This window comes from Halobacillus hunanensis (assembly GCF_900166655.1).
Lineage (GTDB): Bacteria > Bacillota > Bacilli > Bacillales > Halobacillaceae > Halobacillus_A > Halobacillus_A hunanensis.
On sequence record NZ_FVZB01000006.1, the window covers coordinates 1,248,072 to 1,272,469 of the forward strand.

Annotated in this window: 19 protein-coding genes; 4 read left to right on the top strand and 15 right to left on the bottom strand. The window is 41.9% G+C overall.

The genetic code is table 11. The annotated features are described in order from the left end of the window. Position 1 precedes the first annotated feature (1 nt). The 7 genes from B5354_RS11665 to B5354_RS11695 all read right to left on the bottom strand — a co-directional run bounded on the left by B5354_RS11665 (position 2) and on the right by B5354_RS11695 (position 10,542). The gene (locus tag B5354_RS11665; RefSeq protein ID WP_079528944.1) at positions 2-1,921 is read right to left on the bottom strand and encodes a glycoside hydrolase family 13 protein; all 1,920 of its coding nucleotides are present in this window, start codon (positions 1,919-1,921) and stop codon (positions 2-4) included. 22 nt (positions 1,922-1,943) lie between these two features. After that, the gene (locus B5354_RS11670) at positions 1,944-4,382 is read right to left on the bottom strand and encodes a glycogen/starch/alpha-glucan phosphorylase (protein WP_079528945.1); all 2,439 of its coding nucleotides are present in this window, start codon (positions 4,380-4,382) and stop codon (positions 1,944-1,946) included. 18 nt (positions 4,383-4,400) lie between these two features. Continuing rightward, positions 4,401-5,837, bottom strand: coding sequence for a glycogen synthase GlgA (glgA, locus tag B5354_RS11675; protein ID WP_079528946.1), 1,437 nt, complete (start codon positions 5,835-5,837; stop codon positions 4,401-4,403). Between the two features lie 81 nt (positions 5,838-5,918). Further along, complete coding sequence (glgD, locus tag B5354_RS11680) at positions 5,919-7,025, bottom strand: glucose-1-phosphate adenylyltransferase subunit GlgD (protein ID WP_079528947.1); 1,107 nt, start codon at positions 7,023-7,025, stop codon at positions 5,919-5,921. A gap of 13 nt (positions 7,026-7,038) precedes the next feature. Next, positions 7,039-8,199, bottom strand: coding sequence for a glucose-1-phosphate adenylyltransferase (locus B5354_RS11685; RefSeq protein WP_079528948.1), 1,161 nt, complete (start codon positions 8,197-8,199; stop codon positions 7,039-7,041). After that, positions 8,189-10,108, bottom strand: a complete 1,920-nt coding sequence (gene glgB, locus B5354_RS11690; protein WP_079528949.1) for a 1,4-alpha-glucan branching protein GlgB — start codon at positions 10,106-10,108, stop codon at positions 8,189-8,191. The genes B5354_RS11685 and glgB overlap by 11 nt, the downstream gene beginning before the upstream one ends. A 191-nt stretch (positions 10,109-10,299) precedes the next feature. Next, positions 10,300-10,542, bottom strand: a complete 243-nt coding sequence (locus B5354_RS11695; protein ID WP_425432129.1) for a YrhK family protein — start codon at positions 10,540-10,542, stop codon at positions 10,300-10,302. Positions 10,543-10,758: 216 nt separating this feature from the next. On the opposite strand from B5354_RS11695, the gene B5354_RS11700 reads away from it, so the two are divergent. Continuing rightward, entirely contained in the window at positions 10,759-11,787 is a 1,029-nt protein-coding gene (locus B5354_RS11700; RefSeq protein WP_079529162.1) for an LLM class flavin-dependent oxidoreductase, read from the top strand. A 3-nt stretch (positions 11,788-11,790) separates the two neighbouring features. Further along, positions 11,791-12,507, top strand: coding sequence for a 3-ketoacyl-ACP reductase (locus B5354_RS11705; protein WP_079528951.1), 717 nt, complete (start codon positions 11,791-11,793; stop codon positions 12,505-12,507). 49 nt (positions 12,508-12,556) lie between these two features. On the opposite strand, the gene B5354_RS11710 is transcribed toward B5354_RS11705, so the two are convergent. The 8 genes from B5354_RS11710 to B5354_RS11745 all read right to left on the bottom strand — a co-directional run bounded on the left by B5354_RS11710 (position 12,557) and on the right by B5354_RS11745 (position 22,161). Further along, positions 12,557-13,375 carry a carbohydrate ABC transporter permease gene (locus tag B5354_RS11710; RefSeq protein ID WP_079529163.1) on the bottom strand — a complete coding sequence of 273 codons (819 nt, stop codon included), beginning with the start codon at positions 13,373-13,375 and terminating at the stop codon, positions 12,557-12,559. A gap of 54 nt (positions 13,376-13,429) precedes the next feature. Further along, on the bottom strand, positions 13,430-14,323 hold the full coding sequence (locus tag B5354_RS11715) for a carbohydrate ABC transporter permease (RefSeq protein ID WP_079528952.1): 894 nt from the start codon (positions 14,321-14,323) through the stop codon (positions 13,430-13,432). Positions 14,324-14,411: 88 nt separating this feature from the next. Continuing rightward, complete coding sequence (locus B5354_RS11720) at positions 14,412-15,752, bottom strand: ABC transporter substrate-binding protein (protein ID WP_079528953.1); 1,341 nt, start codon at positions 15,750-15,752, stop codon at positions 14,412-14,414. Positions 15,753-16,118: 366 nt separating this feature from the next. After that, entirely contained in the window at positions 16,119-17,507 is a 1,389-nt protein-coding gene (locus B5354_RS11725; protein ID WP_079528954.1) for a hypothetical protein, read from the bottom strand. Further along, a complete protein-coding gene (locus B5354_RS11730; protein ID WP_139377113.1) occupies positions 17,508-18,206 on the bottom strand; it encodes an ABC transporter ATP-binding protein in 699 nt (232 codons plus the stop codon). It lies immediately after the preceding gene. 131 nt (positions 18,207-18,337) lie between these two features. Beyond that, the gene (locus tag B5354_RS11735; RefSeq protein WP_079528956.1) at positions 18,338-18,892 is read right to left on the bottom strand and encodes a class D sortase; all 555 of its coding nucleotides are present in this window, start codon (positions 18,890-18,892) and stop codon (positions 18,338-18,340) included. A gap of 75 nt (positions 18,893-18,967) precedes the next feature. Next, the gene (locus B5354_RS11740) at positions 18,968-20,494 is read right to left on the bottom strand and encodes an alkaline phosphatase (protein ID WP_079528957.1); all 1,527 of its coding nucleotides are present in this window, start codon (positions 20,492-20,494) and stop codon (positions 18,968-18,970) included. Between the two features lie 371 nt (positions 20,495-20,865). Continuing rightward, positions 20,866-22,161, bottom strand: a complete 1,296-nt coding sequence (locus B5354_RS11745) for a globin-coupled sensor protein (RefSeq protein WP_079528958.1) — start codon at positions 22,159-22,161, stop codon at positions 20,866-20,868. A gap of 148 nt (positions 22,162-22,309) precedes the next feature. On the opposite strand from B5354_RS11745, the gene B5354_RS11750 reads away from it, so the two are divergent. Continuing rightward, on the top strand, positions 22,310-22,978 hold the full coding sequence (locus B5354_RS11750; protein WP_079528959.1) for a response regulator transcription factor: 669 nt from the start codon (positions 22,310-22,312) through the stop codon (positions 22,976-22,978). Between the two features lies 1 nt (position 22,979). Further along, entirely contained in the window at positions 22,980-24,350 is a 1,371-nt protein-coding gene (locus B5354_RS11755; RefSeq protein WP_079528960.1) for a sensor histidine kinase, read from the top strand. Positions 24,351-24,398 lie beyond the last annotated feature (48 nt).

Consider the following 24,398-nt stretch of genomic DNA (forward strand, 5'->3'; position numbering starts at 1 on the left):
CCTAATTCAAACGCCTGAGCAGTACACTTTCACAAGGTTCAAGTGTAATCGTCAATTCATTTTGTTTCACGTGAAACATTTGGTTTTTGTTAATCAAGTGCTGCCATTTTCCTTTTCGTGCTGGCAAGGTCACTTGTCTTTCCTGACTAACATTACGATTCATTATATATAATAAATGCTCGTCGGCTGATGGATCCCCAAAATGATCAACCCCGTGTTCAATTAAACGTTCATAGCCATAGACATCTTCGTGTGGAGTGAGCGAGTTCCAACTTCCTGTTCTAAGTGATGGATGTTTCTTTCTTATGTTTCCGATCGTTTTATACCACGAAATCAGATGTTGATCCTCCCTGCCCCACGGGTAAGGTTTACGATTATCAGGGTCTTCTCCCCCAGTTAAACCAGCTTCATCTCCATAATATAAAGAGGGGACGCCAGGGAAGGTATAGAGCCAGAGGCTTAGCGCCTGTATCTGTTTACGAACTAATTCAGCTCTCTTATTACTATCCAAATCCTCTGGCAAAAATTCGGCTAGCAGTGTTTTAATTCGCTCAACATCATGAGTGGACAACATATTCATGAGAGAATAAAAGAATTGTTTGGGATAATGCTCACTTAGAGTCAGAAGACGACGATCAAGGTAATAAGCATCTACATCGCCTTTTATAAAACCAAGCATTACATCACGTAAAGGATAATTCATGGCAGAATCCAACACTCCGCCTAAGAAATAGTCCCTTCGTTTTCCATAGGCTGTTTTATTGGATGCATCCTCCCATACTTCACCTAATAGTACACTCGACGAATCGTACTTCTTAAGCTGACGATTGATCTGCTTAATCAAATCATCCGTCAGTTCATCTGCCACATCTAGACGCCAATGCTTCACACCGGATCGCTGCCACGTCTTTATCACACTGCTATCTTCGTGAATCAGGAAATTCCGATAGCTTTCATCCTCTTTATTTAAGGTCGGCAGCGTCCCAATTCCCCACCATGCTTTATAATGATCAGGATAATCATAAAAGGTGTACCACGAATAATAGGGAGATTTCACAGATTGATAGGCTCCAACTGTTTCATACTGATCTCTCTGGTTAAAGTATTTGCTATTACTTCCTGTATGGCTGAACACACCATCAAGCATGACTTCAATCCCCAACTCGGCTGCCTTTCTAATTAGTTGCTCGAACTCTTCCTTCGTACCTAGAAGAGGATCTATCTTGTGGTAATCACCTGTGTCATAACGATGATTGCTTTCGGCCTCAAAGACAGGATTCAAATAAATGACCGTAACTCCTAACGATTGTATATAGTCAAGTTTTTTAATAATTCCATTTATATTCCCACCAAAAAAATCCCAACGAACCACTTCTTCTTGATCGTTTCGAATATAAAAGGGATCGTTATCCCAATGGGTATGCATTAAACTTGACTTAGGAGCGTCCCCAATCCTTACTTTTCCCGATACATTGAATCGATCAGGGAAAATTTGGTACATTGTTGCATGTTTCCACCATGAAGGAGTCTCATAACTAGGATCGTACACTGTAATTTGCCAGGAGGGGGGAACCTCTTTATAAATTTCTCCTTCCCCGCTTTCCTCATTATTCAATCGACCATAATAAAGGACTTCCTCCTCTATTTTCACCTCAAAGAAATACCAAACGAGCTGAGGTTTCTCCGGCATCATTATACTAGCTTCAAAGGAGCTGCTCGGGTGCTTCTCACTCACTCGATCCATTTCGATTGTTGCTTCTCGATCTAATTTATCGTAAATATAATGCAGTATCACACATGAAACAGGATGTCGGTGATTAATATCGATCGTTAACGTAACAGAGGAGCCATTTGGAGCTGCGCCAAATGGCTCCCTGTACGTAAGGTCAAAACTATTATGATAAATATCCTGAGCCTTCACAATAGACCCTTCCTTCCCGGTTTTACCTTAATATTTTCACAGGCTGTATATTCCATATTTGTGATGCATATTTTTGTATGGTAAGGTCACTGGAAAACCTCCCGGAACAGGCAATGTTTTTTAAGCTCTTCACATTCCAGTTTCGCTTTTGATGATAATCATAACCAATTCTCTGCTGGGCAGCTATATAACTTGAAAAATCCTTGAGAACAAAATATTCATCATTGTGCATGAGCAGCGAATCATAAAGATCCTGAAATTCAGTTTCACCTTTTGAAAATGGACTATAATGAACGAGTTGATCTACTGTCCTGCGAACACGTTCATCGGTCTCATACACTCCACTGGAACAGTAACCGCCATGGTGTGCATAATGAAGTACCTCTTCGGAACTAAGGCCAAACGTATAAATCGCGTCATCTCCAACTAATTCATGAATCTCAACATTGGCTCCATCCATTGTGCCCAGCGTCAACGCCCCGTTCATCATGAGTTTCATATTTCCGGTCCCGGATGCCTCTTTACTCGCCGTTGAAATTTGTTCACTAACATCCGTCGCCGGAATAATTTGTTCAGCCAGAGACACTGAATAATTTGGCAGAAAGACTATTTTCATTAGCCCTTGTACGTCCGAATCATTGTTCACCACATCTGCAATCGTCGTAATGAGTTTGATTACCTTCTTAGCAAAGTGATAGCTAGGAGCTGCTTTTGCGGCAAAAATAAAGGTTCGAGGTGTCATTTCAAAGGATGGATTTGATTTCAATTCATGATAAAGGTACATAATGTGAAGGGCATTTAGCAGTTGGCGTTTATAGCCATGGAGCCGTTTGATATGAACATCAAACAGAGACTGCGGGTCGACGGTAATATCGGTAACATCCTTAATAAATGCAGCCAGCTTGTTTTTATTTTGCTGTTTAACCTTTTCTAATTGATCTAAAAAAGCTGAGTCCTCTTTCTTTGCAAGTAAATCCAATAACCGTTCGGGTTGAGCAGCCCAACGGTTTCCAATCGCTCTCGTAATATGGTCCGCCAGCGATGGATTAGCGTGCAGAAGCCAGCGGCGGTGAGTAATACCGTTTGTTTTATTATTAAAACGCTCTGGAAAAACATCATAGAACTTCTTCATTTCCCGTGTTTTTAAAATCTCCGTGTGCAGTTTGGCTACCCCATTGACACTGTGACTTCCCACGATCGCCAGGTGAGCCATCTTTACCTGACCGTCAGCAATGATTGCAAGCTGTGCAATTCGTTCAAAGTCACCCGGGCCCTGCGTCCAAAGTTTTTGGCAAAATCGCTCGTTAATTTCTTCAATAATCATATAGAGCCTTGGAAACAGTTCGCGTACTAAGTCAATCGGCCACGTCTCCAGTGCTTCACGTAATGTAGTGTGGTTCGTATAAGACACGGACGATTGTGTAATCTCCCACGCGTCCTCCCAAGTTAACCCTTTTTCATCAATGAGGATTCGCATTAATTCAGGAATAACGAGAACAGGATGAGTATCATTAATATGAAGGGCAATTTTTTCGGGAAAGGAAGAAAGCGGAAGCTCTAAACGCTCAAATGAACGTAGCACACTTTGCACACCAGCTGAAACGAGGAAGTACTCCTGCTTCAATCGCAGCCTCTTACCCTCTTCATGGGAATCGTCAGGATAAAGAAAATCAGAAATCTCTTCTAGAGATCGCTTTTGAGTAAGAAAATTACCAAATTTAGTTTGCTTCGAAGCTTGGGCCAGTGTGTCCTCATGTGTCGCCTCAGCTGACCATAAACGTAGTGTATGAACGGTCTCATTCTGATAACCCACGACAGGCATGTCATATGGAACAGCTCTCACTTGTTCATAGTCTCTATGCTCAAAAGTCAAAAGGCCTTCAGGAGTTATACCTGCATCTACATAACCACCAAATCGAACTTCAACAGCTTCTTCAGGACGGCGCACTTCCCAGATATACGAATCAGAAAGCCATGGATCAGGCAATTCAACTTGATAGCCATCGATCAATTTTTGATCAAACATGCCATATTTGTAACGGATTCCATATCCATGTCCAGGCAATCCCATAGAAGCTAAGGAATCCAAAAAGCAAGCGGCTAACCTGCCGAGTCCACCGTTGCCGAGTCCTGCATCATTTTCTGCCTCTTCAAGATCCGCCAGAGAGAAGCCCAAATCCGTCAGACCTTCTCTTACTAGTGACAGCACCTGTAAATTCAACAAATTATTGCTTAACAGACGTCCCATTAAAAATTCCATCGAAAAATAATACACTTGCTTAGGCTGTTCTTTTTCATATTGCTGCTTCGTCTGCAGCCAATACTTATTGATATGATCTTTAACTAACGCACCAAGGGATCGATACGCATCTTGTTCTGTCGCTGTTTCTACTTCTTTTCCGATTGTAGTTCTCAGCTTTTCAGAAAAGGCCTGTATGAACTCCTCTTTGCTGTTAAACATATCGCTTCCTCCATTCGTTCACTGCTTTTGAAACGTCGATTGATATACCTCACTATACCGACGCGCGGAATATTTCCACGGGAATTGAGTTTTCACCATATTTTTTACAAGCTTCTTCCACACATCTTCTCTGTGGTAAAGCTCAAGTGCACGGCGGATCGTAAACAACATATCGTGCGCATTATAATTGGTGAAGGTGAATCCATTTCCCTCTTCTGTGTTTTCATTAAACGGCTTGACGGTGTCCATGAGCCCGCCTGTTTCCCTGACAATAGGTGCAGCTAAATAACGCAATGCGATCAACTGGCCAATTCCGCACGGCTCAAAACGGGAAGGCATGAGGAACATATCACTCGCTGCATACACCTGCCTGGATAGCGATTCACTAAACATAATATTCGCAGATACCTTCTCTGGATACTTTACCTGGGCCCATTCAAACATTTTCTCGTAATCGTATTCACCTGTACCCAGAAGTACCAACTGAATATCCTCGTGATATAAAAGCTCGTCCATAACTCTGGCAACAAGGTCAAATCCCTTTTGCTCAACAAGCCTGGAAACAATCCCAATCATAGGAACATCTCCACGCACAGGCAGCTGCAGCTTTTCCTGTAACCACATTTTATTTTGAACCTTTTTCGCTAAAGAACTGCGAAATGGGAATGCCAGAGATTCATCACTTAGCGGATTGTAATCTTTTGTATTAATTCCATTTACAATCCCAGCTAACCGTTCCGATTGTTTTCTAAGTACTCCGTCTAAGTTTTCCCCATAATAAGGGGTTTGAATCTCTTTTGCATAAGTTTCACTTACTGTTGTGATCGCATCCGCATAATTTAAGGCGCCCTTCATAAAATTAATATCTCCGAAAAACTCTAACCGATCCTCTGTCATCATCTGTTCGTCCAAATCCATCAGGTCGTGCAGGACTGAATCGGCAAAGACCCCCTGATACTTCAAATTATGAATCGTAAACAATGTTTTCATACCGTTTAATCCCTCATCATCTTGATAGTGAGTATGTAGAAACACAGGGATCAAGCCTGTCTGCCAATCGTGACAATGCAGAATCTCAGGAATCCAGTCAAGTGATCGTACCATCTCAAGCACTGCTTTATTAAAAAATACAAATCGTTCCGCTTCATCCTCATATCCATATAAATTGGAGCGTTTAAAATAATACTCATTATCGATAAAGTACACAGAAATTCCGTCATACTCCAAATACTCCACTCCCGCATACTGATTCCTCCAGCCAATTTGTACATTCAGTTTATGTAACAATGTCAGCCGCTCTTTCCACTCATCAGCCATATCTTCATACTTAGGCAGCACAACTCGAACTTGATGCCCCTGTTCCTCAAGCGCTTGAGGCAAGGACCCAAGCACATCTGCCAGACCACCCGTTTTAATAAAAGGTGTACACTCTGATCCAACCATCAACACGTTCATCTAGATCCACTCCTCGGTTTTCATTATGATGTAAAAGGGAACTGCCAGAATAGTAGCTTCAGACAGTTCCCTTCTGGAAATCTACATGGTTTTACGTTTCGCTAACACAAAGGGTTTTTCTGGTGCACCAATTAACGTACGTCCTTGCGATATTTTGCAATCTTTATCTAAAATGACATTTTCAAGTACTGCTCCACTGCCAATTTCACAGCGCTGCATGATGATCGAATTTTTCACAACAGCCCCTTCTTCTATCTTGACTCCACGAAATAGAATACTGTCTTCTACCTCGCCATCCACTATACATCCATTCGCCACAAGTGTATTCGTGACGTTTGATTGCGGGGAATACTTCGATGGTGCTTCGTTTTTTACTTTTGTAAAAATAGGAGAATCTTCCTTAAATAGTTCATTATGCCGCGCTTCATTAAGCAAGTTCGCACTATGGCGGTAATAACTTTCTACTGAATTAATCAAAGCATGAACCCCTTTATACTCATAGGCGTGAATGTGAATATCCGGAAGCTTACCTTTGATTCCATCCAAGAAAAAGTGTGAGCTTCCGTGGGCAATCCCCTCTTCAATCAATTCGTGCAGAAAGTTTTTATCAATGACATACATATCCATATAAACATTTGTACTCTGTTTGTCATTATGAATCGCTGTAACCCTTTGGTTCTCATCAAAGCTGAGTTTATGAGCCAGATTATGTTCTGGATATAACTCTTCTACATTTTTATAAATAACCGTAACTTCTGCGTTCGATTCCTTGTGCGCTTCAAGAACGTCCTGATAGTTAATATTACAAATGTTTTGCGAGCCAGACACAAGAATATAGTCGGCATACGTACGATGAATAAAGTCAATGTTGTTATGAAAGTGCTGAAGGTCACCCCGGGAAATATCAGTCGGGTCGTTCCAATCAGGGGGTAAAATAAACAATCCGCCGCGCTTCCGATCTAATTCCCATGCCTTCCCCTGCTCTAGATGGTCCATTAGAGAACGATATTTGCGACGCGTGAATACGGCTACCGATTCAATCCTTGAATTCGTCATATTCGAAATGGCAAAGTCAATCATTCGATAACGCCCCGCAAAGGGAACTGCTGCTCCACACCTGAAATAAGTGAGTTCATCCAGTACATCTTGTTCATGATCTAAGTTTATAATGCCGGCCATACGATCCATGAGATTCTCCTCCTTAATGATTGGCTGCATAACTGGTTGCCATGACACTCCCTTCATCTGCAATTAATGTGATATCACTCTCAGGGGATGGGTTGCCGATTACAGCATTATCCTCAATCACACTACCTTCTGCAATAATAGACCGATAGATTCTAACATTTTTACCTATTTTCACATTAGGCATTATCACTGAATCTTTCACAATCGATCCTTCATTCACATGCACTCCGTAAAATATGATCGACATGTCCACCTGGCCGTAAATACGACACCCTTCATTGATAAGAGCTCCGCGTACAGAAGCTGCAGGAGAAATATACTGGGCAGGCTGGTTTGGATTCTTTGAGTAGATTCTCCACGTTTGGTCATTCAAATTGAGCTCAGGTTCTGCTTTTAAAAGGTCCATATTGGCCTGCCACAGGCTTTCGACTGTACCGACGTCTTTCCAATAGCCTTCAAAGGTGTAGGCCATTAGCTTCTTCTGATCAGCAAGCAAGGCAGGGATAATATCCTTTCCAAAATCATGAGAAGAATGACCTTTCTGTTCATCATCGATTAGATACCTTTTCAAAACGTCCCAGCGAAAAATGTACACTCCCATGGAAGCAAGGTTGCTCATTGGATATTCTGGCTTCTCATCAAATTCTGTAATCCGTCCCTGGCCATCTGTGTTCATAATGCCGAAGCGGCTGGCTTCGTTCCAGGGTACTTCAATAACAGAGATGGTCGCATCTGCTCCACTGCCACGGTGGTAATCTAGCATTTCTCCATAATCCATTTTATAAATATGATCTCCGGACAGGATCAGGACGTGTTCAGGTTCATATTGGTTTAAAAAATCGATATTTCGATAGATGGCGTTGGCTGTTCCTGTGTACCAGCCGCCTCCCTCTGACTGCATATAGGGAGGGAGAACCGACACCCCGCCGAATTTACGGTCTAAATCCCAGGAAGAGCCAATGCCAATATAATTATTTAATATCAGCGGTTCATACTGTGTCAGAACCCCAACGGTATCGATTCCAGAATTGGTACAGTTGCTTAACGGAAAATCGATAATTCGATACTTTCCGCCGAAATAAACGGCAGGTTTAGCGATCTTCTTAGTGAGTGATTTTAACCTCGTACCTTGACCACCAGCTAGCAGCATAGCGACGCATTCTTTACCTTTCATGGGACTCCTCCTTTGATTTCGATATACACTTCAGAAAACTTACCGCTAAGGGCGGAATCGTCATGTGAATATGGTGATCCTGTCCTTGCCACGACTGCTTTGTCGTTTCTAGCTTAAGGCCATTCGTTTGGCCTGATCCTCCAAAATGAATCGCATCACTAGTAAAAACCTCTTTATACATACCACTTTTAGGTACGCCGACCTTATAGTCGCGATAAACTTCCGGAGTAAAATTACAAACAACCACAAGCTGATCGTTAGGTGAGCGGCTATTGCGCACAAAAGATAAAATACTCTGCTCATTATTGTGCGGATCTATCCAGGAGAACCCCTCCTGCTCATGATCAAGCTCCCAAAGAGCAGGCATTTCCTGATACAACTGATGCAGCTGCTGCATAAAATTAAAGATTGACTTGTGGGACTCATAATCCAAAAGTTCCCAGTCCAGGTCATCCATATCCTTCCATTCGTCAAAATGTCCGAATTCACTTCCCATGAACAGGAGCTTTTTGCCTGGATGGGCATACATATAAGCGAGAAATAATCGTAAGTTAGCAAACTTTTGCCAATAATCACCAGGCATTTTATTGAGCAGTGACTTCTTTCCATGAACAACCTCATCATGAGAGATAGGGAGCACAAAGTTCTCAGAAAAAGCATAATAAAGCGAGAAGGTCATTAAATGATGATGATGCTTTCGGTGAATCGGATCCAATTGCATATATTGGAGCATGTCATTCATCCATCCCATATTCCACTTATAATTGAACCCAAGCCCCCCTGTGTATGTAGGTGCACTAACAAGCGGCCACGATGTAGATTCCTCCGCCATCATCAACACATGGGGAACCTCTTCAAAGATGGCCTCGTTCATTTTTTTCAGGAAATCGACTGCTTCTAAATTCTCTCTTCCCCCGTACTCATTGACGTCCCATTCACCGCCTTCTTTTCCAAAATCCAGGTACAACATGCTCGCCACTGCATCGACTCTCAGACCATCCAGATGAAACTCTTTCAGCCAATAAATAGCGTTTGAGATGAGAAAACTCTGAACCTCATTTCTAGCAAAATCAAATGTTAATGTTCCCCATTGAGGTTTTTCTGCCTTTTTCGTATCAGCATATTCATACAAAGCTTCACCATCGAAGCGCCTTAGTCCGTGTTGATCTTTACAAAAATGTCCAGGAACCCAATCGAGGATCACCCCAATTCCATGTTCATGACACTGATCCACGAAATACCGGAAATCGTCCGGCGTTCCATATCTCGATGTGACAGCATAGTAGCCAGTGGCCTGGTAACCCCAGGAGCGGTCAAATGGATGCTCCGTCAAAGGTAAAAGCTCAATGTGTGTGTATCCAAGCTCTTTCACATAAGGAATCACCATCTCTGCATAATCACGATAATTGTAGTAAACTTCCGTCTCAATATTTTTCCATGACCCTAAATGAAGTTCATAAATAGACAAGGGAGATTCATAGATATTCATCCCCTCACGCCGCTTCATCCAATGCGCGTCGTTCCAATGATAATCATCAAGAGGATGCACAACCGAAGCTGTATGAGGACGAAGCTCACTTGCAAAGGCATAAGGGTCTGCCTTTAACTGCAAATGCCCATGAGCTGTCAAAATCTCATACTTATACAAGATGCCGCTGGCTAAGTCAGGAATAAACAAACACCATAAACCGTTATCGTTCAGTTTCTCCATGGGGTGGCGTCGGCCATCCCATTCATTAAACATTCCTACAACACTCACCTTTTCAGCATTCGGGGCCCACACTATAAAGCGGACGCCCGCTCTTCCCCCAATTGTCATTAAATGTGCACCGAGGAGCTGATAGCTATAACGAAGATTTCCCTGATGAAACAAATAAATATCATGATCAATAGCTGTTTCGTCTATCACATCTACACTCCCCTATTCATATGCTAGAATTTCGATAACATAACTTTTTTATGTGTACTATAAGCATAAAAGGTTCTCAGGCCTATTACAATTAAAATTTTCTGAAAACTTTGTCATCTTATGATGGATTTTGCCAGTTATAAAAAAAGTGAGGAAAAAGTCTTTGCCTTTTCCTCACTTACACATAACCATTATTGCTGTTTCTCATATTCTTTTTCATAGTGTTTCTTAAGTTGAAAGCGATGGAATAAACGAATAGTGGGGCGAATTAACATTTGCAAACTTCCTAATACAAATAGTGTCACTCCCCAGTCCTTTAAATGTTCAAAATAAAAGAACACACTGCCGATTAAAAACCATATGCCCAACAAGAAATCATTTAGCGTGTACAAACCGTCGTAGCCCTTTTTAACGAACAGATCGTGATCACCCATTTTGATATCTACATAATCCTGCTTGCTGTCCGTTTTGGCGTTAGCAGTTTGTTCCTTACGTGTTGGCATGGAGATCGCTCCTTTTTTAACGTCTGTGTTGTATTTTTCCTAATCCATAGCATAATAAACTTTTTAAAAGCAGGATATTTTGAGACACGAATGAACATTGGTAAGATGAAGCTGTATTTAAGTCTTGAGAAGAAGGAAGATGAGAACATGTCGGATAAACACGCACAAAATCAAATAAAAAACACACCGTTTTCCGTGCTCGATCTGGCTCCCATCACTGTTGGAAATACAGCATCTGATGCTTATAAAAATACGATCGACCTAGCACAGCATGTAGAACAATGGGGATATAACAGATATTGGCTGGCTGAGCATCATAACATGCCGTTTATCGCTAGTTCTGCTACCTCTGTTATTATTGGTCACGTTGCAGCCCATACAAAAGCGATGCGTATAGGCTCTGGGGGCATTATGCTGCCCAACCATGCCCCTCTCGTTATTGCAGAGCAGTTTGGTACACTAGAATCCTTATTCCCAGGAAGAATTGACCTTGGCCTTGGACGTGCACCTGGAACAGACCCCGTGACCATTAGGGCTTTAAGGAGGGATTCGAGAAGTGATGGCAATGATTTCCCTCAACAACTGCAGGAATTGCGTGCCTACTTTGATCCTGAACTGCGATCTGATCATAATCATGTAAGAGCCGTTCCTGGCGATGGCTTGGACCTGCCGATTTGGCTGTTAGGTTCAAGCGGCTTCAGTGCACAGCTGTCAGGTCAGCTAGGCTTGCCATTCTCATTTGCCAGCCATTTTTCACCAAATAATACGATGGCTGCCCTGGATTTATATCGTCGCAGCTTCAAACCATCAAAGGTCCTCGATGCTCCTTATGCGATGTTAGGTGTTAATGTTGTAGCAGCAGATACAGATGAGGAAGCTGAGTATTTAGCCACTACTCTCCAACAACAATTTTTAAATATCATTCGAAATCGCGAGACGCCGCTGCAGCCGCCCGTTGAAAACATGGATGAGATTTGGACGGAGTATGAAAAGGCTTCTCTACAGCAACAATTAGGAGCTACCATCATCGGCAGCAAAGAAACAGTAAAGCGAAAGTTACAGTCGTTCATTGAGGAAACAGCAGCAGATGAATTGATGATCACTTCTCAAATTTACGATCACCAGAAACGTCTGCGCTCTTATGAAATTTTATCTGAGATTAAGGAGGAATCATAACATATGCAATCACTACAAGGAAAAGTTGCTTTAATTACCGGAGCCGGCCGTGGTATCGGCCGAGCTACTGCCATAGCGTTAGCGGAAGAAGGTGTACATGTTGGACTAGTTGGATTAACGGAAGCGAATATAGAAAACGTTTCAGCCGAACTTGAACATACCGGAGTAAAAAGATCCATCGCTCAAGGGGATGTGTCTAACATTGACTCTGTAAATCAAGCTGTTAAAAAAGTGTCAAGTGAATTAGGCCCTGTTGATATCCTGATTAATAATGCGGGAATTGGTAAATATGGTGGATTCATGGACTTAAACCCTGAGGAATGGGAAAAAGTCATTCAAGTCAATCTGATGGGAACGTATTATGTTACACGAGCTGTTCTGCCAAGTATGGTAGAAAGAAAAAGCGGAGACATTATCAATATATCGTCTACCTCAGGTCTAAGAGGCACTCCTACTTCAAGTGCCTATAGTGCTTCAAAATTTGGTGTACTTGGCTTATCTGAATCGTTAATGCAGGAAGTCAGAAAGCACAACATTCGTGTAAATGCAATAACGCCAAGCCGAGTGGTAACTAATTTTTCCGGTCAACATCAAGAAAATGATGACACAGACCACCTTATGCAGCCAGAGGATTTAGCTGAATATATCGTTTCACAACTCAAACTGAACCCTCGAACTTTTGTTAAATCTGCCAGCTTGTGGGCCACGAATCCTTTTTAACAGAAAAACTCCCTCATGCGGCAATAAAGCCGCATGAGGGAGTTTTTATTTACCCTTTGATTGCCCCTTCTGTCATCCCTTTAGCAATCCTCTGTTGGAAGATCGCGTATAGAATAATAACGGGAACGATAGCAATCGTTAAACTAGCAAAAAGAGTGCCCCATGCATTCGTATACTGGGCTTCACTGCTAATGAAATCAATCGCCAGTGCTAACGTGTAATTTTCTTCTGTTTGAAGAAAGATGAGAGCCATGAAATATTCATTCCAAAATTGAATCGCATTCATAATCGTAACGGTTATGATTCCTGACATGGAAAGAGGAGTAATAATTTTTAACAGGACCCCATAGGGCGAAAGCCCGTCTATAGCCGCCGATTCCTCCAACGACTTCGGAATGGTACTCATGAAACTCGTTAATACAAAGATCGTAAAAGGAAGCTGACTGACGGCGTAGACAATGGCAAGTCCATATATATTATCAAGCATGTTAAAACGAGCCAGTAAGAAGAATAATGGAATCCACCCTAACACCATTGGGATCATCATGGCCGACACGTACAAGGTAAACAGTAACTGACTACCCCGAAACCGCAATCGTTCGATAGCATAGGCTGTTGGAATGGCCAGGAATAGCGTTAACAAAGCGCCTACTACGGTTACAATCAAACTATTAAATACACTGGTGTCAATATTGTATTCTGTCCAGGCTGTAGTGAAATTTTCCAGATTAAAAGATTTGGGCAAGCCCCACGGATTAGCATAAATTTCACCATTTGATTTAAAAGAGCCAATAAACATCCATATGATTGGATAAAGTACAGCAAGCGACCATAGAACTAATGGGATACGAATTCCCGTTCTTGTCATGATGTGCCCCACACTATTACGTTTCACATTCTCCCCTCCTTCGGTTCAATCATCCTAGTATTCTACTCGCTCACGACGCATAAAGAATTGAAGGATCAATACGGTAATTAGTGACAGGATTAAGATCATAACCCCAATCGTTGCACCATAGCCAAAGTTGTATTGCACAAAGGCCTGTTCATATAAATAAGATCCCATGACGTGAGTGGAGTTGTTAGGCCCCCCGCCCGTCATAATCTGAACGATAATAAACGACCCATTTAGAGTAGTAATCACGATGTAAAGAATAGAGATTTTGATTTGCGGCCAGACAAGCGGCAAGGTAACTTTCCAAAACTGCTGCCATTCATTGGCTCCGTCTATTTCGGCTGCTTCATAATAACTCTTTGAAACATTAGCAATCCCGCCCATAAGCATCAGCATGAATAAACCAATCCCAGCCCAGACAGATGGCAGTACCAAACTGGGAAGGGCCCACTTTTCGCTCCCTAACCATGGCCGCGCCCAGTCTTCTAATCCGACAAACTGCAGCCCGGAATTAATCAGTCCCAAGCTTGGGTTGTAAATGAACGTCCAAAGAATTCCGATGACAACAACTGACATGATATTAGGAAAGAAGAAAACGATACGGTAAAATGGCGCTTCTTTTATCTTTAATTGGGTCAGGGCAACAGCAAAGAAAAGGGCCAGCACCATAATCCCCAGCACTTTTGCTGCCACGAGAAAATAGTCATGAACAATGGTCATAGGAATGATCTCATCATTTATTAATTGTATGTAGTTGCTAAACCCAATAAATTCCTTGTCCTGTGACGCACCAGACCATTCAAAAAAAGAATAGTATAAACCACTGAACAATGGATATAGCGTAAAAATAGAAAACATCACAAAAGTTGGAATTAAACAAAAGGCTAAAAACAGATACTTTTGTTTTTTAGACTGTACCATCTTATCCCCTCTTTCTTTGGAGATATAAAGAGGTATGGAATACAAAGACATCAGCCTCTATATTCCATACCGTAAACATCTCACTTGCTTACTTGCTGTTTCGATACTCAGCAGCAGCTTCTTCTGCCTGCTGACAAAATTCTTCTGCTGTAATATTGCCCAGCATTAACGACACTAATGCGTTACTAATCGGTGTTTCCAAATCGGCACTCATTGGGTGCGGCTTTTGATAGATTTGGACTTGTTCTGGATCGTTAATCATCGCATTCGCTTCGATTAAGTAATTCGGAACATTTTCATTCTCGGACAAATCCACACCATTAATGTTCATAATCGCTCCTGTGTGTTCAGAGAATAAAGTTGCATATTCCTTCGTGAATACAAAGTCTACAAAGGCTTTCGCAGCTTCGGGGTTATCTGCTTCCTCAGCAATCGCAAGCGGACGCAAATCAGGAACTACAGCGAAAGGTTCACCTGCATCCTGCATAGGGGAAGGAATAAATCCATACTTAAAGTCTTCTGGCTTATCTTTTTCCATTTCATTTGGCAGCCAGAACCCTACAGGAATAAAGGCATTCTTATGAAGAAGGAAGTTCATTTGCGATTGGGTATGATTCAAAGCTCCAAACCCTTTATCGATATAGCCCTCTTTCGCCATTTGTTCCACTTTTTTCATAACTTCAAGAACAGGTTCACTCGTCCAGGCGCCTTCTTTCCCTGTAATCACGTCCTCAAGGAGTTGATCCCCGCCGGCAGCTCCAAAGGCTGGGTATAACATCCCGCGCAAGAAGTAGTAAGGGTGTTGTCCAGTTGTCACAAACGGTGCAATATCTTCGCCTTCTTTAATATCTCCCATAGTGCTCATAAAGCTTTCAAAGTCAGTTGGTACTTTATAGCCTTCTTCTTCAAACCATGCTTCGTCATACCAGGTTCCCCATGTATCAAAGACTAGAGGTAAAGAGTAGATTTCCCCATCATATTTAGCTGGGTCTACAATAAAACTTTCTAAAATGGGTTTACCATCGACTTCAACATCCTTCACCCAGTCGGTGAGATTCATCAACTGGCCATCCTCAACCATCTGTGTCTCACTAGAGCCGGCACCATCGATATAAACAACATCAGGTGGATCGCCTGATACCCAGCGCGATCTCATCTCTTTGTTAATATTAGGTCCAGCATGCTCCGTTACGGTTACATCAGGATATTTCTCTTTGAAGTCGGCGATAACTTCTTTCCACCATGAGTCTCCATATCCGCCAACAAAATACTGAATTTCAAGCTCGCCATTTACTTTCCCATCGTTCATAAGCTCACTGTTATCCCCTTCAGAAGACGCTTCTTCATCTGAGGAGCAGCCCACAACTAGAATTAAGCTAAGTATCGCTATCCACCCAAACAAAACAGGACCTTTGAATACCTTCTTCAAGTTGCTTCCCCCTTTGATTTATTAAATATATGAAACGCATTAACCCTTGATGTCGCGGTTAATGTTGTTTCTAAACAACAACCTAACATTCGTTCACTGCAGAATCAGCCGTCTACTGCTCAGAGAGGAACTGATCTATCACAGTCATTTATTAAAGCGCTTTCATAGTATTTTAAAAAATTTAAGTTGCTCTAATCATAGTCTTAGTGAACTATTTTGTCAATAAAGTGACTGATAATTAGAAATTTTATTTCAATATAGTTTATTATACGTAGTTCGATTTTATTACTGAGAGATGATAACATGAGCAATTAGAATAAAAAGCTTCTGTGTAATCCCTCCTCTTTAATGGTAATGGGACTTACATCAGAAGCTTTTATATTTTCCTATCCAGGGCAGTAAAAAAATAGCTAGCATAAACGGTGCAAAATAGACTCCCAGGCCTAATACTGTATAACCAGCAAGCTGAAGGAGTTCATTCTTTCGATAATTGATCCGTTGTACTTTATACATTCGCTCCCTGATTTGTCCGAGAAGTTCATGCACAGCTAGATACACCAATCCAATAATTTGAATGAATAGGCCTATATTCAGACCGGCAAGAAGCCAACTGGTGATGAAAAAAGTGATAACGAGTAAACTTACTCCTGTCGCCGCCCATTTAATATACGTCGTCCTCCAGCCTTTTTCCTCGATTGGGAGAAGACGGAGAATCGGCTCCTGATGAAACTGTTCTTCAAACAGACTCGCAGCAACTTCAATATAGATAAACAAAGCGATTGGAGTTGTAATGAGTAACATCCACTCGACTTGCCCGGGCAGAACCGTGAGAATTACGATACAAGTTACAATAGTGGTCCCGATATATTTAAACTGAGACTGCAAGTGGTTTCTCCAAAGCCTGTGATAGAGGGAATAAATGTTTGTGAATCGCTGCTTTGCTCGACGACTCCGCAGGTATGTTTGCAAGATACCGTAACGCTTTGGCGGTTTAATTTCTATTCTCGTCACTTGACTGATTAGCCTAATGTTCCAGACCTTTGCATCGTTAGCGCCAACCACTTTAGCCCAATCGACATGATGTAATGCACGCGGCAGCAAATAGAAGTTAATTCCCGTTAGAACCATACATAGCGCAAAACCCATAGCGAAACCGCTCCAGCCTGCCAATAAAATCAAATAACGTGAAAACCCAACGACAGCAAAAATCACCAATATGGTGAGAAGTTTTTTCCGCCGCGAAACAGAATACATCTTCCAATGAATGAGCAGTGTAAGCAAGAAAAACAGCGTGTATAGAGCCGCCACTTTCAAGAGAAACAGGAGGGAAAATGGTGTGATGATTCCTAGTAAACTACTTGCTGTAAACGCCACCGTGCAATGAACCAGTCCGCGTTCTGCTACCATGAGCCAGAACAACCGATTTCTTGAATGAGGAAGCACACTCAATTTCAATTCAGAAGAGGTAAAGCATATTCCCGGATGAAAAAAGGATTGACTGCACGCCCGTATTAATACTGCGAAAGGTAGTAACCATAGCCAGGAGGCGCTGGTAGTTTGCCAGGATTCGAACATCGGTATGAAATCTTGCAGCCACTCAAACATTATCAGCAGCATAACACCAGTATAAATAGCTAAATAGAAGGCGAGTGTCCAATCAAAGTTTAAGCTGAACACTTGCTTATACAAATTGCGCTTCTTTCTAGCTCGCTCCCTCCTGACCCATCTGTACACAGACCGAGTTGAGGATTCCATTTATGTATGCCTCCGATCGAGCTCATGAAATTGCTCAACAGCTCCTGAAGAAGATACAGCACCTTCTTTTAACATCACAAATTCATCAGCCAGTTCACGTACTTTGTCCAACTGGTGAGTGGTTAACAAAATGCTCGTTCCATCATTCTTTCGGTCTGCTAGTAATCTCTCAAGATAAGCGCCCGCATAAACATCAAGCCCCATAAATGGTTCGTCAATTAAAAGTAATGGAACTTCAGGCAGCAAGGCACAGATTGTTTGCGCCTTCTGTCTCATCCCTTTTGATAATGACTCAGGGTATTCATCCAGTTTATCGGTTAACTCAAACGCTTCTGTATATTGATCGACCCTTTGTTTGAATGAGTCATCAGGTATGTTGTAACTCTTTTGATAAAGTTGAAAATGTTGATAGACGGTTAATTCGCTCATTAACAACGGCTCTTCTGGAATATAACTGAATTGCGGCTTATAAAATGAAAATTGATCATCTTGATCGATTCCCGCAACCGATATTCTCCCAGCCGACTTTTCCTGTGAGCCAATAATTGCTTTCATCAGAGTGGACTTACCAGCTCCATTATGTCCGACTAATGCGGTAATGGTTCCCCGCAGAGTTCGAAAAGATACATCAGTAAGAATGTGATGATCCCGTATATAAACATCACAATTGTCAACAGACAGCACGTCTAAATCATTCATCCTTCTCATCCTCCCAAAGCCACTATCTTTTTATTATATACGAACAAGGACATGCTTGGTTTCATTGCAACGGAAAATTCTGGTTGCAAAAAAAGCCAGCCGCTTCCCCAAAAGGAGGCGGCTGGTCTGTTTCACTCTTTATCCACTTCGGAGTTACCAATCAAGGCAGCTTGAACAATATATCGATCAGGGGCCGATCCAATATAATCAAACGGGTAACATGTCGTAAGCGTTAAAGTTGGCGTTTGCTTCGTAACAATCACCGATCGATCATCAGCATTTGTTATCCATGTTTTCCTAATCTGATATTCGTATTTCACGTTATCTACCTTTAAATATAGCCGGTCCCCTTCGGATAATTGATCCAAGTGACGAAAGGTCGTATCCCGGTGGCCTGCAAGAGCAGTATGCTGCTTGGATGCTGGAATATTCGTAAAAGCGGTATCGTACATCCCGACTCCCTTTTTCAGGGTATCGGCATCCGTTCCCCAGAAGACTGGATACACTGTTCCTAACTTAGGAATTACGAACTTTCCTACCTTCTCACCACGTTCATAGGCAGGCCTAGTCTGGTGAACTTCCACATTCTTCACTTGTAAAGTAGGTTGTTCAGTTGTTTGGGACCATTCTTTACTTACGGACTGTGCCAGCGAAGTATTATGAGTTACCACTGATAACCGTTCCACAGCACTAGCCCAAGTCCGATAATACTTATCAAGACTCCGATCCTTTTCATCATAAGATCACCTTTTTACTGAAAATTAGCGGACGGACCTTTTTCGGTAAAGAAGAACACCACCTGCACCTAGGAGAAGTGCTCCGAGGGCTATGCCAGCAGGGTAATTTGTCGCTGTATCAGCTAGTTCCCCACCTTCACCTTCACTTCCTGAAGGGCTTGCCCCTAAGATTTTGAAAATATTCTCCGCCTGTTTCGTATTATCAATGCGTCCTGCAAACATGTCCGACCCAGGCCCAAACGCATAAACGGGAACATCCACACCCGTATGGCCACTGGTTGTCCAGCCAGTCCCAGATCTCTCATTAAATATGTTCTCAATGGCGTTATCTACTTCAAGCAATCGATCTTCTTCAGAGGAAGTTTCCAAAGCTTCTTTAACAGCTTGAATTTCCTCTTGTTTTAAGTCAAAATCAATGTTCTCGTTCAATGTGGCCTCAACTTCCGCTCCTTCTTCTACGATTTGTTGAGCCATGTAATCAGGAGTGTGCTGCGCTGCCTTGATGACATCCTTATTCCACTTGTACACTCCCCCTTCTCCGATGGAAAAACCACCAGTAGAATGGTCAGCAGTAGCCACAACTAAAGTATGTTTGTCCTTCTTAGCAAACTCGATCGCTTCCTGGAAAGCTTTCTCAAAATCCTCCATTTCACTCATAGCAGCCACCACATCATTATCATGACCCGCCCAATCGATTTGGCTTCCTTCTACCATTAAGAAGAAACCATCCTCATCTTGACTCAACGTTTCCAATGCCTCTGAGGTCATTTGCTGCAGAGAAGGTTGCTTTTCAGGTCGATCAATTGCTTTATCAAGGCCAACAGGGGCAAACAATCCTAACAACTGATCACTGTCGTTGCTCATTAATTCCTCAGTAGAAGTTACATAGTTATAACCATCCCCTTGAAATTCTTTCGCAAGGTTACGGTCATCACGAACGAAATAGTCGGTACCGCCCCCAAGGAGAACGTCTACTTTATGCTTTCCATTAATTAAATCATCATAATAATCATCTGCAATTTTATTATAGCTTTGACGAGAATTTTCATGTGAACCAAAGGCTGCTGGTGTAGCGTGTGTAATTTGTGAAGTTGCAACAAGTCCGGTAGCCTTTCCTTTTTTCTTTGCTACCTCAAGCACTGTTTGTGTATTTTCCTGTTGTAAGTCCACAGCTATTGCACCGTTATATGTTTTCACTCCGGAAGACATAGAGGTTGCCGTAGCAGCAGAGTCAGGGATATTTTCTTTTTCATCGTCAGGACCGCCATCAAAGTGAGGATCATATGAATATGTTGATTGCATGCCTACCAAATGTGGGTCGAAGGCAGTCGGCTCCATTTTCTTCGTGTCTGGATCATCTTTTAAGTATCGATAAGCTGTCGTATAGGCTGGACCCATACCATCCCCAATTAAAAAAATAACGTTCTTAATCTCAGGGCTCTGTCCTTCTTCCGCCTTAACTGGCTTAGCAGACATACCAGTGGTTGTCCCAAAGATCATCGATGATAACACCGTCATCGACAATATCTTTCTCCAAATACTCTTTTTCATCGTTTCTCCCTCCCAATGATATGATCTAACCACATCTAACGTATCACTCATTTGTAAACTGGAGAATAAGAAACAGTTAAAAATTTACTAATCGTTATTTTGTTACGGTATAATTGTTTCAATATTCAGTTAAGCAAAATCATTATTTAGGAAGATTGACCCAAATATTATACAATTTCCCAGACGAATCATTTTCATAATAGCTTCTATTAAAATTCAGGTGTTTTTCTAAAAGTTCTTGCTATAAACCGCAGTTGAAATACACTTCGCTTTCCATAGCCACACGCGTTGTGAGGCCGCGGAAAGCAATGTATATTTTCGTAGGTTTAAATGCACTTAGTTCGGATTTTCAGCTGATAAAAACGCTCATGTTATTCAGTTAGTTCTGTTAACTGTTGAGAGGAGGCAGCCACTTGTGATACCGCATCATTAATTTCCTGTATCACTTGGGAGAAACTTTCGAGCTCCTGTTCTATGCCTGAATTATATTGCTTGTTTTTAGCCATCGCCCCTACAATTTCTGTGAAAAAGTGGTTGGTTTGATCCATTTTATCAGTACCATCTGTAATTAATTGATCAATATCAAGCACATTGTGGGATACATTATGAATCTGTCCATTTGTTGATTGAATAAGCTTAGAAACCTCGGATACAGAGGACTTTGTTTGCTCTGATAACTTCCTCACCTCATTCGCAACCACTGTGAACCCTGCCCCATGTTCTCCTGCGCGAGCTGCTTCAATCGATGCGTTTAAGGAAAGCAAGTTTGTTTGCTCAGCAATGGAAGAAACGATGGTGACGATTTTACTAATTTCTTCCGCAACACCCTTTAAAGATTCCATCTCGGTTGAAATATTCTTAATGCTTTCTTTAATATGGTTCATTTGCTGTTGTTGAAGTTCAAGCTGTTTCTTTCCCTCAGAAGATTGAAGCTCAACGTTTTGTGCAACCTCTGTTCCTTTTTTTGAATCGGCTAAAATTTTCTCTGATTGACCGGTTAGTTGTTCCGTAGAAGCACTGGCTTGCTGGGAGATCGCCGCTAACTCCTGTGACATTTGCTCAATTCTGCGGTAAGACCGCTCTTTCTCTTCCGCATCCTGGGCTCTTAATCGCAAGTTCTCTTCTTCGAATAATTCCAGTACGATTTGCTGCTCTAAATTTAGAATCTTCGTTGTCGCACGGACTGCTTTACTAAACTGAAGCTGATCCGTTATCTCTCTCTCAAAAATTCCGATTAACGACAGCAGCAAATCTTGAAATGCACACATATACCACTTCGGCTGCAGACCAATATGAACATGAACAGCAGCAATACGCTTTCTTTTTTCCACAAATTGAGTATTAATAACACCGTTAAACATTTCTTGAATATGTACCGTTAGTGTCTGCTTCAGTCTCTCAACTGAACTATGCTCGCCAATGATCGTCATGAGTGATTCCTGATATTCGAGGTTTTTATAGAATTGCCCGACGATGGTATCAATGTTTGCTGAAACGAACGGCTGCAGGGCTTTCAATATGGCTAGATCATTGTTTGTTAAATCAACCATCTTAAGCTGTTTCTCAAGATCAGATCCTCTCTCAAGCTGAATCGATCCTTTAACGTCCTCATCAAATGAAAAAGATGGCTGTTTTGGTTTTGTTTTTATGGCGAAAAGTTGGAACATGTTCATCCTCCTATTGTATCTATGTTATCTCTTATATCGGCCAAAGTCCCTATCTATTTAATGAGTTAATAAAAGGAAGAGTGAAACGGCATGACAAGCTCTGATATAATCTACGTAACAGCTGGGCTTTAAGAATTGAGGTGATTCGATGATCAAAATACTCGTCGTTGACGACGACCCCCATTTGCGTAAACTTGTACACGTACACTTAGAACAGAATGGATACAACGTTCTTGAAGCGGCTGATGGAGCAGATGCCTCCTTCAAGCTCGAGAACCATAAGATCGATTTAGCCATCGTTGATTTGATGATGCCGAATAAAGACGGCTTTCAACTGTCAAAAGAGATCAGAGAGGTTTATGATATTCCGATCATTATTTTGACAGCGAAGGACAGTCTTGATGATAAAGCGAAAAGCTATAAAGCAGGTACAGATGATTATATGGTAAAACCGTTTGAAGAGGATGAGCTGCTTTTTCGTGTACAAGCCATTCTTAGAAGATTTAACCGCGTCAGTTCAAAAGTGATTGAGCTAAACCGAACAAAACTCGACAAACGTTCCTATGAGGTAAAACAAGGTTCAAAGATTACCGTACTCCCTCTGAAAGAGTTTGAACTCCTTTATCAACTCGCAAGCTTTCCGAACCGAACCTTTACAAGAGAAGAGCTCATCGAAAAGGTTTGGGGACTTGAATTTGCAGGGGACGACCGCACCGTTGATGTCCACATCAAACGACTGCGTCAAAGATTCAAAGACTCTGATGACTTTTCGATCAAAACGGTTCGTGGAGTTGGCTACAAGTTGGAGGAATCGTAAAATGAAGACATTATACTTACGAATTGTCGTTGTTACGTTAGTTATTATGGTGGTAAGCAGTGTGATCGCCTTTATCGGGGCAAACATTTACTACCAGCAGATTCTCAAGCCTGCCAATGACGCTAAAAACACTGAAATTGCAAAAGACATTGTTCAGCTTTACAACGATACTAATTTGGGACCAGATACCTTTTTTAAACAAACCGCTGAACTCAGCTACCAATTTTATTTAACGGATGGAGAAGGGAGCGGCACCTTTTACGGAGCTCCTTTTCGTGATCAATCGCTATCTGCTCAAGCTGTTAACAAGGTTCTCAGCGGAGAAACGTACCACGGGATGGAGAATTATCCTGGCCAAACCTTCGTTACTGGATTTTTTTCTAACGAATTAACGAACAGCATTGGGGTGCCGGTCGAGATCAATGGTGAGAGGCATGCTTTATTTATGAGACCGGACATTGAGCAGCAGTTCAATGAAATTCACATATTACTTGCCGTGCTGCTCGTATTTACGATTCTGTTGAGTATGATTCTTGTGTTGTTCAGTACCCGTTACATTGTTCGTCCTATGAAAAACTTAACGGATGCGACGGAGAAGATTGCAAACGGACAGTATTCAATTCAATTAAAGCAGAATCGTAAAGATGAGATTGGCACTCTTGCGAAATCGTTTAACTCTATGAGCCGCAAGCTAAAACGTGTAGAAAATATGCGTCAGGAGTTTGTCTCAAATGTTTCGCATGAAATCCGTACGCCCCTTTCATCCATGAAAGGCTATGCGAAATTACTGCGCTCGTCCTCTCTATCAGCGGAAGATCGAGATCATTACTTACAGATCATCGAGTCGGAAAGCACACGGCTGTCGAAATTGAGCAGACAGCTGCTCACACTGGCTGCGCTAGATAAAGATACGAGCATCGATCAGCATGAATCTTTCAAGGCAGCTCCATTATTGCAGCAACTACTAAAGCAAACACGGTGGCTGTGGGAATCCAAAGGGATCGCCGTCAGTATTGAGGCTGACGATGTGTCTTACAACGGGAACGAAGAATTGCTTTACCAGGCCTTCGAAAACCTTTTAACAAACAGCATCAAGTACACATCAGAAGCAGGCGAAATAACGATGACCTTAACCAAGTATAAAGAAGTACTTCAATTTACCATTGAAGATAACGGCATAGGTATCTCGCCTGAAGATCAAGAAAAAATGTTTGATCGCTTTTATAAAGCTGATGCATCACGCAGCCAGGAAAAAGACAGCAGTGGACTCGGCCTGTCCATTGTGAAACAGATTATCACCCTACATGATGGTGACATTACAGTCAAAAGCCTCCTTCATAAAGGAACGTTTATTACTGTGACCCTTCCTTAATGACTTGTTCATCTTCCGTTCATACTTCTCTTTTATGATAAAAGAGAA

What these genes read in the sequence shown, in the direction of transcription:
- B5354_RS11670 (WP_079528945.1), bottom strand. Translation starts at nt 4,382, where the DNA reads ATGTTTAACAGCAAAGAGGAGTTCATACAGGCCTTTTCTGAAAAGCTG.
- glgA (WP_079528946.1), bottom strand. Translation starts at nt 5,837, where the DNA reads ATGAACGTGTTGATGGTTGGATCAGAGTGTACACCTTTTATTAAAACG.
- glgD (WP_079528947.1), bottom strand. Translation starts at nt 7,025, where the DNA reads ATGGATCGTATGGCCGGCATTATAAACTTAGATCATGAACAAGATGTA.
- B5354_RS11685 (WP_079528948.1), bottom strand. Translation starts at nt 8,199, where the DNA reads ATGAAAGGTAAAGAATGCGTCGCTATGCTGCTAGCTGGTGGTCAAGGT.
- B5354_RS11695 (WP_425432129.1), bottom strand. Translation starts at nt 10,542, where the DNA reads ATGGGTGATCACGATCTGTTCGTTAAAAAGGGCTACGACGGTTTGTAC.
- B5354_RS11700 (WP_079529162.1), top strand. Translation starts at nt 10,759, where the DNA reads ATGTCGGATAAACACGCACAAAATCAAATAAAAAACACACCGTTTTCC.
- B5354_RS11705 (WP_079528951.1), top strand. Translation starts at nt 11,791, where the DNA reads ATGCAATCACTACAAGGAAAAGTTGCTTTAATTACCGGAGCCGGCCGT.
- B5354_RS11710 (WP_079529163.1), bottom strand. Translation starts at nt 13,375, where the DNA reads ATGACAAGAACGGGAATTCGTATCCCATTAGTTCTATGGTCGCTTGCT.
- B5354_RS11715 (WP_079528952.1), bottom strand. Translation starts at nt 14,323, where the DNA reads ATGGTACAGTCTAAAAAACAAAAGTATCTGTTTTTAGCCTTTTGTTTA.
- B5354_RS11725 (WP_079528954.1), bottom strand. Translation starts at nt 17,507, where the DNA reads ATGGAATCCTCAACTCGGTCTGTGTACAGATGGGTCAGGAGGGAGCGA.
- B5354_RS11730 (WP_139377113.1), bottom strand. Translation starts at nt 18,206, where the DNA reads ATGAATGATTTAGACGTGCTGTCTGTTGACAATTGTGATGTTTATATA.
- B5354_RS11740 (WP_079528957.1), bottom strand. Translation starts at nt 20,494, where the DNA reads ATGAAAAAGAGTATTTGGAGAAAGATATTGTCGATGACGGTGTTATCA.
- B5354_RS11745 (WP_079528958.1), bottom strand. Translation starts at nt 22,161, where the DNA reads ATGTTCCAACTTTTCGCCATAAAAACAAAACCAAAACAGCCATCTTTT.
- B5354_RS11750 (WP_079528959.1), top strand. Translation starts at nt 22,310, where the DNA reads ATGATCAAAATACTCGTCGTTGACGACGACCCCCATTTGCGTAAACTT.
- B5354_RS11755 (WP_079528960.1), top strand. Translation starts at nt 22,980, where the DNA reads ATGAAGACATTATACTTACGAATTGTCGTTGTTACGTTAGTTATTATG.